Annotated in this window: 8 protein-coding genes; 5 read left to right on the forward strand and 3 right to left on the reverse strand. The window is 67.3% G+C overall.

Annotated features, from left to right (window positions below; genetic code table 11):
* Nucleotides 1-494: 494 nt before the first annotated feature.
* Both ABZS69_RS32695 and ABZS69_RS32700 read left to right on the forward strand, forming a co-directional pair.
* Complete coding sequence (locus tag ABZS69_RS32695; protein WP_355379181.1) at nt 495-854, forward strand: YraN family protein; 360 nt, start codon at nt 495-497, stop codon at nt 852-854.
* Entirely contained in the window at nt 855-2,390 is a 1,536-nt protein-coding gene (locus ABZS69_RS32700) for a YifB family Mg chelatase-like AAA ATPase (RefSeq protein ID WP_355379182.1), read from the forward strand.
* Between the two features lie 504 nt (nt 2,391-2,894).
* Here the strand turns inward: ABZS69_RS32700 and ABZS69_RS32705 are convergent.
* Nucleotides 2,895-3,485 (reverse strand): hypothetical protein, encoded by a 591-nt coding sequence (locus ABZS69_RS32705; RefSeq protein WP_355379183.1) that lies wholly within the window; start codon nt 3,483-3,485, stop codon nt 2,895-2,897.
* Between ABZS69_RS32705 and dprA the strand changes: the two genes are divergently transcribed.
* Together dprA and ABZS69_RS32715 are read left to right on the forward strand one after the other, a co-directional pair.
* Nucleotides 3,484-4,740, forward strand: coding sequence for a DNA-processing protein DprA (gene dprA, locus ABZS69_RS32710; RefSeq protein ID WP_355379184.1), 1,257 nt, complete (start codon nt 3,484-3,486; stop codon nt 4,738-4,740). The genes ABZS69_RS32705 and dprA overlap by 2 nt on opposite strands.
* Before the next feature lie 1,532 nt (nt 4,741-6,272).
* A complete protein-coding gene (locus tag ABZS69_RS32715) occupies nt 6,273-7,166 on the forward strand; it encodes a tyrosine recombinase XerC (protein ID WP_355379185.1) in 894 nt (297 codons plus the stop codon).
* Nucleotides 7,167-7,274: 108 nt separating this feature from the next.
* On the opposite strand, the gene ABZS69_RS32720 is transcribed toward ABZS69_RS32715, so the two are convergent.
* Both ABZS69_RS32720 and ABZS69_RS32725 read right to left on the reverse strand, forming a co-directional pair.
* A complete protein-coding gene (locus ABZS69_RS32720) occupies nt 7,275-8,768 on the reverse strand; it encodes a peptidoglycan DD-metalloendopeptidase family protein (protein ID WP_355379186.1) in 1,494 nt (497 codons plus the stop codon).
* Between the two features lie 574 nt (nt 8,769-9,342).
* Nucleotides 9,343-10,884: an MFS transporter gene (locus ABZS69_RS32725; protein WP_355379188.1), complete on the reverse strand. Its 1,542-nt coding sequence runs from the start codon at nt 10,882-10,884 to the stop codon at nt 9,343-9,345.
* A 763-nt stretch (nt 10,885-11,647) separates the two neighbouring features.
* Between ABZS69_RS32725 and ABZS69_RS32730 the strand changes: the two genes are divergently transcribed.
* On the forward strand, nt 11,648-12,256 hold the full coding sequence (locus ABZS69_RS32730; protein WP_355379189.1) for a winged helix-turn-helix domain-containing protein: 609 nt from the start codon (nt 11,648-11,650) through the stop codon (nt 12,254-12,256).
* The last annotated feature ends 503 nt before the right edge of the window (nt 12,257-12,759 follow it).

Raw genomic sequence — 12,759 nt, forward strand, 5'->3', positions numbered from 1 at the left:
TCCACGACTCCACGACTCCACGACTCCACGACTCCACGACTCCACGACTCCACGACTCCACGACTCCACGACTCCACGACTCCACGACTCCACGACTCCACGAGCCGAGCCGCCCGCAGACCCGCGCCCCATGACCCCATGGGCCGGCCCGCCTGCCCGCAAGCCCGCGCCCATGACTCCACTGACCGGGCCGCCTGCCCGCAGCCCCGCGTCCATGACCCCACAGGCCGAGTCGCCCGCCCGCAGCCCCGGCGCTCCCGCCACCGCCCCGCATCCCACGGGCCGGGCCACTCGCCCACAGACCGGTAGGGCCGAGCCCCAGCCCAGCCCCGGATCCACAACTGCGACTGCGCCATCAACAACCGCGTTATCCACAACTCAACACCAGCCTGCCCCATCATCCCCAGAACCCCGTTCGGTCCAACCCCACCACCCCTCATCCGCAAAAGTCGGTGCCCGGACCAACACCAGGCCGACGACGACGGAGGTGGCACATGGCCGCGAAACACGACCAAGACCTCGGCAAACAAGGCGAACAGGTAGCGGCGACCTACCTGGAGGCCAAGGGGATGAAGATAATCGACCGCAACTGGCGCTGCCGCCACGGCGAGATCGACATCATCGCCGAAGACGGCCCCACCCTGGTCGTCGTCGAGGTCAAAACCCGATCGGGCAGATCCCACGGCACAGCCCTGGAGTCCGTGAGCCCGGTCAAGCTGGCCAGGCTGAGGATGCTCGCGGCCAAATGGCTGGCCGCGCAGCCGCGCACGTTCGGCGCCGTACGGGTGGACGTGATCGCCCTCGAACGCTTCGCCGGTGACTTCGCCCTGAGCCACGTACGGGGGGCGATCTAGATGGCCGTGGCCCGCACGCGCAGCGTGGCCGTGATCGGCGTCGCAGGCCGCACCGTCGAGGTCGAGGCCGACGTGGGCAACGGCCTGGCCGGCATCCACCTCATCGGCCTCCCCGACACGGCGCTCAGCGAGGCCCGAGACCGGGTCAGGTCAGCCATGGTCAACAGCAGCTACCCCTGGCCCGACGCCCGCATCATCGTCAGCCTCTTCCCGGCCAGCCTCCCCAAACGCGGCTCCCAGTTCGACCTCGCCATAGCCGTGGCCATTCTGAGCGCCGCGGGCGTGATCCCGGTCGACCGCATCGCGGAGCTGTTCTTCCTGGGCGAGCTGGGCCTCGACGGCCGCATCAGACCCGTACGCGGCGTGCTGCCCTCCATCCTCGGCGCGGCCAAACACGGCGACGTCACCGTGGTCGTCCCCGCCGCGAACTCAGCCGAGGCCGCCCTGGTGCCCAACGTCAAGGTGATCCCGGTGTCACACCTCCGCCAGCTCGTGGAGTGGCTGCGCAGGGGAGACGACGAACCTGAGCCCCAGATCGAGGAGCCTGCCGAGCTACCCAAGTTCACCGACCACCCGGCGGTGGACCTGGCGGACGTCGTCGGCCAGCCGGTCGCCCGCCGAGCCCTGGAGGTGTGCGCGGCAGGCGGCCACAATCTCTGGATGCTCGGCCCGCCGGGCACCGGCAAGACCATGCTGGCCGAGCGCCTCCCCACCCTCCTGCCGGACCTGGAGCTCGACCACGCCCTGGAGGTCACGGCAATCCACTCCGTCGCGGGCGCTCTGCCGCCGAACGCTCCCATGATGAGCAGACCCCCGTTCGTCAGCCCTCACCACACGGCGACGTCCGCCGCGATCATCGGCGGTGGCAGCGCGGTCGTACGCCCAGGGGCCGTCTCCCTCGCCCACAGAGGCGTTCTCTTCCTGGACGAGGCCCCGGAGTTCCCCCGCCACGTGCTCGACGCCCTCCGGCAGCCTCTGGAGTCCGGCCGCGTGACGGTGTCGAGATCCGCAGGCTCGGTCACCTTCCCTGCCAGATTCATGCTCATCCTGGCCGCCAACCCCTGCCCATGCGCCCAAACCGAAGACCAGGGGGAGACCTGCAAATGCACTCCCACGATCAGGCGTCGTTACCTGGGCAGACTCTCCGGCCCACTCCTCGACCGCATAGACATGAAGGTCACCGTGGTCCGCTCGTCCAGACGCGAACTCCTGGCCGATCGCCAATTCGTCGAAACGAGCAAAACGGTGGCCGAACGCGTCCTCATAGCCCGCGAACGCGCCGCCAAACGCCTAGCCGGCACCCCCTGGCGCACGAACGCCGAGATCCCCTCATCCCTGCTCCACTCCGACTACCGCCCATCCAACGACGCCATGAAGCCCATGACGTCCTGCCTCGACTCCGGCACCCTCACCGCCCGCGGCCTGGACCGCGTCGTACGCGTCGCATGGACCCTCGCCGACCTGGCCAACAAGGACACCCCAGAGCAGGACGAAACGAACGCCGCCCTCAGCTTCTGGCTGGGCGTGAAGTCCTAACGCCCACAAGAAAAGAGACCCCTACCTGCACCCCACCCCCATCACCCGCCCCATTCTCACCAAGGGCGCACTTCCACCACCTGCCCATTGCCACCATGGGCGCGCTTCGCCGTCTGTCCTTTGCCGCCACGAGCGCACTTCCACCACATCCCTCACGGCCATCATGGGCCCCGCACCCCCGTGGCCGCCGTCGGCCTGCTTCCACCGCCTGGCCCTTGCCGCTACGAGCGCGCTTCCACCGCGTCCCACATGGCCATCATGGGCCCCGCACCCCCGTGGCCGCCGTCGGCCCGCTTCCACCCCTTGGCCCTTGCCGCCACGGGCGCACTCCCACCAGGTCCCCCATCGCCACCATGGGCCGCTTCCCCATTAGCCCCATTGGCCCGTCGACCCCATCCCCATCAGCCGCCGCCTCACTCCCACTACTTCCCCGACTCTCCGCCGCATCCGTAGCGCACCCAGCTCACGCCTTACCGAGTTCCGATCCACCCTCTGACCGCGCCCTTACCTGTCCCCCAGCGCAACCTCGTCCTGCGTCGCAACCTGGTCCCGCACCGCACCGACTCCACACGGCCCAGCTCGGAACCACATCCGGGTCCGCACCGCGACCAGGTCCTCATCCCGCCCAGCTCTGCACCACCACTCCAAACCCCACATCCCTCCAGGAGCCCTCATGCCCAGCTCAACCCCAGAAGCTGACACGCCCCTCACGCCACCACCAGCCTCCACCCCCGACCTAAGCCATGCAGACGCCCCACCATTCCCGCCTCCAGACGACATGGCCCCTGCACCTACAGAAACGGCCTCTACCAGCACACCCGCCACAGCCACCACGATCGCCCGGACCGTCGGCACCGCCCCCAGCGCTAGCACCCGCACAAGCCACGCGCCCTCAGACGCGCCCGCAACCTCGCCCTCGACCGCCCCGACAACCTCGACCCCGGCCCGCAGCTCAACCCCGACCTCGACCCCCACCTCGACCCCGACCCCCACCTCGACCCCGACCTTGGCCACCACCTCGACCTTGACCACGATCACCACGCCCATCACGTCGACCTCATCCGGGAGCGAAACTGAGGCCAGAGCCGCACTCATGAGAGCCGCCGACGTCGGCGACCCCGTCATGGGCCGTCTAGTGATGCAGTACGGGGCCTCATCGGCAGTGGAAGCGATCCGCGCCCGCACTCTGCCGCCAGAGTTCGTGGCCCAGGAAGCCAAGCGAGCCCAGGAATCCCAACAAGATCGTCCCCCCGGCCTGACCGCTCGTCTCAACGCCTGGTACGCCCGCCTGGCAGCAGCAAACCCAGCAGCAGACCTCGAAACCGGAGAACAATCCGGAGCCCGACTGATCATTCCCGGCAGCCCGGAATGGCCCACCCAACTGGACCAGCTCGGCCCCGGCCGCCCTCTCGGTCTATGGCTCCATGGCAAGGCCGACCTGCGCTTCTCCTGTCTCAAATCAGTGGCGGTAGTGGGAGCACGAGCCGCCACGTCGTACGGCACTCACATCGCAGCCGAGTTCGGCGTCGGTCTCGGCGAGTCAGGCTGGACCGTCGTGTCAGGCGGGGCCCACGGTGTGGACGGCGCGGCCCATCGAGGAGCCCTGGCCGCCGACGCACCCACGGTGGTCGTTCTGGCCTGCGGCGTGGACATCTGCTACCCGGCGAGCCACGACGCCCTGTTCGCCGCCGTCAGAGATCGAGGCGTCGTGATCAGCGAATGCCCGCCCGGCGTCCACCCCACCCGAGCCCGCTTCCTCATCAGAAACCGCCTGATAGCCGCCCTGTCGAGAGGAACGGTAGTGGTGGAGGCCGCCCTACGCAGCGGTGCCCTCAACACAGCCACGCACGCTCTCTCCCTCAACAGACACCTGGCGGCAGTCCCCGGCCCAGTCACTTCCGGAATGTCGGCCGGCTGCCACAAACTCCTCCGCGACCGCAAGGCCGTCTGCGTAGCCTCCCCAGAGGAGATGATCGACCTCGTCGGTGTCATAGGCGAGGATCTGGCCTCTCAGCCCCGAGTTCCCGCAGTCCCCAGAGACAGGCTCAACGAACCCACCCGAAAGGTCCTCGACGCGATCCCCAACCGAGGCGGCGCAGGCCCTGCGTCCATTGCGGTCGCCGCAGGACTAAGCCTGGATGCCACATTGAGCGCCTTGGGCGGCCTGGCCGCCGCGGGCTACATCGAACGAACCACGAACGGCTGGCGCCTCCGCAAACAGACCGCTTCCTACCCCAAAGCTCCCGATTCCGCCGCTCTTGAACCCCCAGTCACCCCCGAACCCGATCCGTCCGACGACCCCCCGTTCCCCGACGACTTCCCCGAGCCCGAGCAGCACGGCTGGCATTAAGGCACCAACAATCCACGTCTGAAGATGATCGGGGCTGAAGGGGCGGGGCCTCGGGTGCCGCCCGCCCCCGCAACCTGGGGCCGAATCAACGCAACGGCCGCCATGACTGAGAAGCTGCAGCCCGATCGGCACAGAGCCCTCGGCGTCGGAGAAGGACCCGCCACGCCGGCCAGCAGCGCGCCGACAGCCTGCTGTGACGTTCAAAAGGAACACCCAATACGACAGTCTTAGGATCTGGGCGCCGGTCCATCCAAGCGTCAAGGATAGCTAGCCAAGCTTGGGCGGCGGTGGTCGTGTGCAGGACCGCTGTCTGCCCGGGCAGGACTGTTGGGGCCGATGCGGCGAGTATCCATTCGGTCCACACCTCAGGCAACAGCCGCCGAGACGCAGACGCAGACGAACATGCCCCTGCAGCCGGGCGATGGCGAGCGTATGGGCGCCGCAGAACCCACCGCTTTCTGGAACCGCCCCCGCCTCATCGCCACCCCTGCTGGCCGTCTCTCGCGAACTCAACCACGACCATGCTGGGCGTTCCAGCGGCCCGCTGGAGGAGACGCACGAACGTCCGAGAGTCGGTGAGCACAGCAGAGGCCGAAGGGTAGGTTTCTCAACGGGTGGGCGAATGGCAGACGCTTCAACTGATGAATGTCAGCGGAACGCCGAAGATGTCTGAGAAATCCTGACGTGGGCAGATTCGTCTCTGCAGGTCAGGGCATTGATCGCCGACCGCAGCAAAGTCGGAGTCACCGATTCCAGATCCCCTTCGCGAATCCCTGCTCGGGCGGCAGACTGATGTCTGCGGCCATCGCTGTGCTCTCCTTCGGTCTCGCCTTAGGCCCTCGAGGGATCAAGCGATGGCCGTCACCATTTCCCAGCTCCTTGGCCTTGAACTTCTCCCACCGCTGGTGAGCGGGCCCGTCCAAGCTCGCCTCGGCCGGTGGGTAACGCCAGGAGGTCATTCTTTCTGAGGATCATCAAGGATGGTCTTCAGGGCAAGTGCCGCCAGCGGAGGAAGCTCAAGGTGGGTGGATCGGGGTGTGGTGACCCGGCGCGGGGGTGGAGCGGTCTTTAGTGGGCTCCAGGCGGGTGTGCCATGGTGCGGCGCGCCAGGATGGGTTGACCTGGGGCGATTCTGGGTGTGGTAGCGGTGCTCGGCCGTCAGTGGGCAGGGATGTCGGGTATGGAAGCTCCGGTCAGCGCACGTTGGACGACGTCGACGCGATGGGGCTCTGCGGTTGCCAGGCCTTCGGGGCTGCCTGCGTCGTCGGCAGGCCATGTGCTCTGTGGCGGTGTGGTGCGTGCAGGGCGCCTCGGCGTATGTGGAGTGATGTGGTGGGTTCACGGCCGTGGCGGATGGGCGTGTTGGTTGGTGAGATCGATGCTTGGCCTGTGCTTGAGAGCTGCGGTGAGGTTCTTACTCCGGTCGGTTTGGGTTGTTCCTGGAATGTTGTTGGGCTTGAGTGGGGCAGCGAAGTATTCCTGCGTGTGTGGCATGTAGTGAGTTGGAGGGTTCTGGAGATGGAGGTTCTGGGATGAGTGGGGGTGTTGATCGTGAAGAAGTGGTGGCGGAGTTCGGGCGGCATTTGCGGTTTGAGCGGGATCTTTCGCAGCACACGGTGCGGGCCTATCTGACTGACGTGAACTCCTTGCTCGATCATGTGGATGGGCGGCTGGAAGGACTCGATATCGGGGTGCTTCGGGAGTGGCTGGCAGAGCAGCATCGGGCGGGGAAGGCTCGGGCCACGCTGGCGCGGCGGACTGCTTGTGTTCGTACCTTTACCGCCTACTGCTACCGCCGTGGCTGGCTTACCGGCGATCCGGGGTTGTTGCTGGGCAGCGCGAAGGCGGCTCGGCCGTTGCCTGCTGTTCTCGATCAGGAGCAGGCGCAGGCCGTCCTGGAGGTGCCCACGGCTGGAGAGCCCAAGGAACTTCGAGATCAGGCTCTTCTTGAGTTGCTGTACGCCACCGGGGTGCGAGTGAGTGAGTTGTGTGCGCTCGACGTCGATGACGTGGATCGGGACCGGCATGTCATCCGGGTTCTGGGCAAAGGGCGTAAGGAACGAGCGGTGCCGTTTGGGCTGCCTGCTCTGCGGGCGGTGGACAGGTGGTGCATTCATGGGCGGCCGCTGTGGGTTCGGGCACGGTCAGGGCCTGCGCTCTTTCTCGGGGTACGGGGCGGTCGCATCGATTCGGGGACCGTTCGGCGGGTCGTACATGAGCGGCTGGCTCAGGTGGACGGGGCTCCGGACATGGGGCCGCATGGGCTGCGGCACAGTGCGGCGACCCACTTGCTTGAGGGCGGTGCGGATCTACGGAGTGTCCAGGAGTTGCTCGGGCATGCGTCTCTGAACACCACGCAGATCTATACGCATGTCTCGATCGAGCGGCTCAGGGCGGCTTATCGGCAGGCGCATCCGAGGGCCTGATGGGGATGTTGGAGATCGAGGACTCGAGTGCGTCGATGGTTGATCGGCGGGTGGCGGCAACAGGGCTGCGCGTATGTCGGTGAGTGGGACGCGTTGCTGGGTGATCTTCTAACTTCTGTCGGTCGTGGTTTTGCGGTGGCGGCCGGGCTTCGCGTTGGTGGTCGTGGTGCTGCTGGTCTGTGGGTCCTTCTCACCGCGATGCCGGGTGCTGGTGTTCTCGGGCTGTTGCTCGTCTTCTGTGGTTGCGCGGTGTTGGCCTCTTCTTCGGGGGCGATGGGGCGTTGTTCGAGCACGTCTGTGGCTGCGTAGGGCTGTGATCAGGAGGCCCATCCCGAGCAGTGCGCCGAGGCCGATGGCGGACGTTGTGGTGGTCGAGGCTGAGCGGGGCAGGAAGTCGACCGTCGCGGTGGGGGGAGTGGGGTGGAGCGTCCGGCGTGAGGTGGCGGGAGTGATGGATTCCGTGGCTGCCGCGGGATGGCGCCGGCTTGGGGTGCCATCGTGACGGGTTGGCGATGAGGTGTTGTGGGTGGCGTCGGAGGGCAGGCTGTGGGCGGCGCGCGTGATCAAGGTAGGCGTTACTGGGGTGGTGGCCAGGACCTTTGGCGCTGCTGGTGGTGGTGTCGGGATGAGTGTGGTCGGTGATCTTCGCGGCTGGGTGATGAGCGGTCTGGTGATCTTGGTGCCTGGTGGTTGGAGTGGGTGCTTGTTCGCATTCCGCTGAGAGTGCTCATCCACAGGTGAGAGCGGGGTCCCGTCTTCGAGCCAGAACGGGAGGAGGCGGATGGGGGCCTGGCCCAGGAGCAGGAGGGGGTTGAGGTAATGCGTGCCGCGTCGGAGGCCCCAGTGCAGGCAAGACTCCTGACAGTGACCTGGGGAGGCTTCTATGACGCCGAGACTGGATCCGGGGGTGACGGGTTGGCCTCGCCGTACGGACGCTTTGACGGGGAGGTACGTCGTGCGGAGGCCGCCCTCGTGCTCGATGGTGACCACACCCTTTCCTGCCACGGGGCCGGCGAAGCGGACTGTGCCGGGGCCGGCCGCCAGGACTGGGGTGGATGCGGGAGCGGCCAGGTCGATGCCGCGGTGTCCGGCGAGCCATGGTTCGGGGGGTGGGGTGAAGCGGCGCAGTATGCGGGGATGTCCGTCCAGCGGCCAGCGCCATGTGGGCGGAGATGCTCTTGCCGGGGAAGCGGGGAGAAGAAGGATCGCGGCTGTGAAGAGCAGTGTTATCAGGGCGCTTTGGGCGGTCGTGAAGGCATGGCGAGTGCGGGGTGGGGGTCCGGGTTCTTGCGGGGGTGTGAGGGGCTGACGAGTGCGGGGTGGTGTGGTTGCTCGGGGTGGATCGAGGAGGTGATGGGCTGGAGATGAGGTGGTGCCTTGGGCCGGCCTGGGGGAGTGATGGGCGAGCGGTGGGGTGCTCTGTCTTGTCTCGTGGGAGTGGGGCGTTCTGTGGGGGTGGGGGGTTTGGTCGAGGTTGCCCAGGGTGGAGATGCCGAAGGGACGGCGGGTGGAGGAGGTGGGGCGTCCTTGGGGCTTTGAAGGTGTGACGGTGGCTGTTGGCGCTGGTGGGCGAGTTGCCGGGGTGGGAGGGCGAGGGTTCATGGGCGCGAGTTTGGTTGAACGCGCCGTGGCGGCGAGGAGGCGAACGGGATTCTGGGGATGAGGTGGGTCAGGAGCTTGTGGGCTGTGGATAACTGGCCGGACGGTGGCTTGGGCCGGGATGAAGAGCTGCGATGATGAGGCCAGCGTTGGTCAGCTCGTGCAGGTCAGCGATGACGGACATGTGCGGGGCGGCCTTGGCCGGGCGCTTGGGTGGGGGGACATCCGTAGCGCCTCGTGGAAGAGCGCCAGCCTGGCGTTGCAGAAGCAGCGTGCCGGAGATCTGCTCGGTGATCTGCTGCTTGCGTAGCCTGCGCAGGCTGTCCGGGACGGGTGCGGCGTGGTTTGCGGCTTGGGCGGCCAGGCGGCAGTTGTCCAGAGAGCTGCGGCGGCGTAAGGCTGGCACTTGGGTGGCCAGTCGCGGCTGTTCGGAATGGCAGCGGTGTGGGCACTTCGGCGGTCGGGCGCCGCTCGCGGGTGCCGTCGGCTTGATGGTTGCCGTGCACCAACCTTTGAGGACGTTGTTGGGGCTTGTTGGCTGGGATCGTACGGGGCTTCGTCTGAGGGGCTGAGTGGGTTAGCGAGGGGAGTGGCGCTTGAACGTGATCAAGGAATCTATGGTTTGAGATGGGGGCGGGTCGCTGCTGGAGCTTGCCGGGGGCGCGAGGCGTGGGCGTAGTGGGGAGGTCCAGATCCAGATGGCGCTCAGAGCTATGCCTGCTGCGCAAATGAGGATGACCGGGCGTAGGCCTACGAATTCGGCGAGGATGCCTCCGGTCACGCCGCCGAGGGCCAGGACGCCCTGTACTGCGAAAGTCATGGTGGCATTCACGCGGCCGCGGAGCTCGGGGGTGGTTTCGCGCAGGGTGATGGCGCCCATGCAGGTGGCGAAGGCTACGACGATGCCGCCTGTGATCGTTCCGGTCAGTGCGAGCAGCGAGAGTTTCCACCACAGAGGGCCGGTCAGCAGGCCTACCGCGAGGATTTCGATGGGGAAGAAGAGCACCGAGATGAGCAGGATGCGGTTCTCGCCGTAGCGCTTGGACAGGCGGGCGGTGGCCCAGGCGCCCAGCAGGCCGCCGATGCCGCTCAGGGCGATTAGGGCGCCTATCAGGGGCTTGGGGATGTTGAGCGTGTTCACCATGTAGAGCATGTAGATGGCCGTGTACGCCATGGCGAAGAAGTTGATCGTGACGCCCGCGCCCAGGAGGGCGCGGAGTACGGGATGGGTGACGCTGGTACGCAGGCCTTCGACGACGTCGTTCCACATGCCTCGGGAAGTCGCCGGCTCGTTCTTCTCCGGGGTGCGGATGGCGCGGAGCAAGAGGGCTGAGGTCAGGAACGACAGTGCTTCCGCCAGTATGGCCAGCGGGGCCGTAAGAAGTTGAACCAAGAGACCGGCCAGGCTGGGGCCGCTGACTGAGGCCACCGAGTAGGAGGCGTGGAAGCCGGCCATCGCTTCGGTTCGCTGGGATGGCGCGACGACTGCTGCCACATAGGGGAAGTTCGCTGCCTTGAAGACCACTCCGGCTGTGCCGATCACCAGGGCCACGGTGATCAGCCAAGTGACGTTGAGGAGGCCGAGGAGCCAGGCCACGGGGACTGTGGCGGCGGCTGCGCACGATACGAGTTCGCAGGCGATCATGAGCGGTCGGTGTCGGGTGAGCCGGTCCGCGATGGCACCTGACTGGAGGCCGAACACGAGGGCGGGCACCGAGGCGGCGGCCGTCAGCAGCCCCATCTGGGAGGGGGAGGCTGTCAGCAGGGTTACCGCGGTCAGGGGGATGGCCAGCTTGGACACCTCCGAGCCGGTGACCGAGATCGTCCGGGCAGCCCAGAGGAAGCGGTAGTCGCGCTGCCTTCTGAGTGGGGTGGGGGCGTCTGATGGGCTGCGGTCATGGGGCGTGTGATGGCCGGAGCCGGAGCCGGAGCCAGAGCCGGAGCCGGGATCGGGGCCGGAGCTGGAGTTGGAGCTGGGATCGGGGCCGGTGTCGTTGGAGGTGCCGTCATGGGGTGCGTGATCGTGGGTGGGGGTTTGGTGCGTGGGGATGTGGTTGGCGCTGGGGATGAGGGCGTGGTCGGGTGCGCGGTTCTTGTGGGTGAGGTTGTGGTCAGGCATTCGATCCTCGGTCATGGTGCTGCGGGTCTTGGTGGTGGCTGGCTGATGGGGTCGGGCTGAGTGGGGTCGGCTGGGGCGCCGGGCCTCCGGGGCGGGGATGTTGATCGGGGTCGCCGTCGTGCGTGGGCTGGGTGGGCATTCGGGGTGGGTGCGGAGTGGGCTCGTGGCGGGCGTGGGTGCGCGGGGGTTAGTGATAGGGCGGGCCTGCGGTGGACATGGGTGCAGGGGGTGGAAGTAGGGCCTGCGGTGGGCGTGGGTGTGGGGTGGCAGTGAGTCACGTTGGGCCAGTGGGTGTGGGTGAACGTGGGGCTCCTATTGGGGTGGGTGCGGAGGTGGCGGTGGGGCTCGCGTTATCGACTGGGTGCCACGGGGGACTTGCGTTCGAGGTGGGTGGGGGTGGAGCGCGGGTTAGGGGTGTGGTTGTGGGTGGGTTGGGCGCGGTGGGTTGGGGGTGGTTCATGGAGGCGGCGGTTGGCTTTTGGTGGCGGGAGTGGGGGCTTGGCGGCTCCTCTAGCGGGAGTGGGTGACCTGGCGGCGCGGCTCCTGCAGCGGGAGTTGGGTGACTCGGCGGCTCCTACGAACGGGCATGGGGTGGCTTGGCGGCTCCTGCGGGCGCGAGTGGGGTGGCCTGGGGTGGTTGGTGGGTGTCCTGGCTGGTGGGGGCAGGATGGAGTTATGAAGGGAATGCTTCACAACTGTGAAGGTATCCCTTCATAGTTGTGAAAGCAATGCTTCAGATCTCGGGGTGGGTAATCTTGGCGGCATGACTGAGGGGCTCAGTGATCCCAGGGCGATGCGTGCGCTGGCCCACCCGGCGCGCCTGATGATCCTCAATCGGCTGGGTCTCGAGGGCAGTGCCACTGCCACTGAAGTGGCGGAGATCGCGGGGATTACGCCCAGTGCCGCGAGCTATCACCTGCGCATGCTGGCCAAGTACGGGTTCGTGGAGGACGCGCCGCCGCGGGGTGATGGCAGGGAACGCCTGTGGAAGAGCGCGAACAAGCGGATCAGCGTCGGAGTCAAGCCGGGTGATCAGCCGGACGTACGGGATGCCAAGGTGACGTTGATGCTGGCCTTTCGCCGGGAGGCGAACGAAGAGGCGGATCGCGCGCTGGCCGCCACAGAGAGGGAGCCTGACGAGTGGCGGGATGTCACCCGGTTCAGTCGGATGCGGATCAGGGTGGATCCCGAGGAGATGGCCCGGCTCAACGAGTCGATCGAGAAGTTGGTCGAGCCGTACCTCATCCCCGGTCGCGATGAGAAGGCCGCGCCGAGCGGGGCCAGGGTCTCCGAAGTGCAGGTGAACCTCTTCCCCGTCGCGCAGAGGCCGACGCCCGGGCTGCCGACGGAGGATCACGATGCGGCAGGGTGACGTGGAACTGTGGGTGGTGTCTTCCGGGGTGGGCGGAGAGCCTGGCTGAGGTGATGGCCGCCGGTGTGTGGCTGTGCTCTGGTCTGTGGTTGTGGTAGCGGCCTTCTGTGTCAGGGCTGTCGTGGGGACGGGGTCCCGGAAGCTCTCGGTTTGAGCTGCCGTGGGGAGGGGGTCCCAAGAGCTCTCGGTTTGAGCTGTCGTGGGGATGGGGGCCCGGAAGCTCTTGCCGTGCCTGGCCGTGACGGTGGCGCCGTACTCTCGCCGTGCCTGGCCGCGACGCGGTGCCGTTCCCGCGCCATGGCGGATCTCGCTGAAGTGTCGGCGCATCGTGCGTACGACGCCGTCGAGCCCGGCGGGCGGGGGGTGGTCGGCGGTGGGATCGGTCGCTGATGGTTGAGGTGCGTCGAGTTGTGGCGGCTGTCGAAGCTGATGGGTGGTGCGTGCCAGGTGTTGGTGATTGGGGGTGGTGGGGAGGGTGTGTTTAGTGCGGGATTGCCTGGATG

It is taken from the genome of Nonomuraea sp. NPDC005650 (assembly GCF_040605375.1).
Taxonomy (GTDB): Bacteria; Actinomycetota; Actinomycetes; order Streptosporangiales; family Streptosporangiaceae; genus Nonomuraea.

What these genes read in the sequence shown, in the direction of transcription:
- dprA (WP_355379184.1), top strand. Translation starts at nt 3,484, where the DNA reads ATGAGAGCCGCCGACGTCGGCGACCCCGTCATGGGCCGTCTAGTGATG.
- ABZS69_RS32725 (WP_355379188.1), bottom strand. Translation starts at nt 10,884, where the DNA reads ATGCCTGACCACAACCTCACCCACAAGAACCGCGCACCCGACCACGCC.
- ABZS69_RS32705 (WP_355379183.1), bottom strand. Translation starts at nt 3,485, where the DNA reads ATGAGTGCGGCTCTGGCCTCAGTTTCGCTCCCGGATGAGGTCGACGTG.
- ABZS69_RS32730 (WP_355379189.1), top strand. Translation starts at nt 11,648, where the DNA reads ATGACTGAGGGGCTCAGTGATCCCAGGGCGATGCGTGCGCTGGCCCAC.
- ABZS69_RS32700 (WP_355379182.1), top strand. Translation starts at nt 855, where the DNA reads ATGGCCGTGGCCCGCACGCGCAGCGTGGCCGTGATCGGCGTCGCAGGC.
- ABZS69_RS32720 (WP_355379186.1), bottom strand. Translation starts at nt 8,768, where the DNA reads ATGAACCCTCGCCCTCCCACCCCGGCAACTCGCCCACCAGCGCCAACA.
- ABZS69_RS32695 (WP_355379181.1), top strand. Translation starts at nt 495, where the DNA reads ATGGCCGCGAAACACGACCAAGACCTCGGCAAACAAGGCGAACAGGTA.
- ABZS69_RS32715 (WP_355379185.1), top strand. Translation starts at nt 6,273, where the DNA reads ATGAGTGGGGGTGTTGATCGTGAAGAAGTGGTGGCGGAGTTCGGGCGG.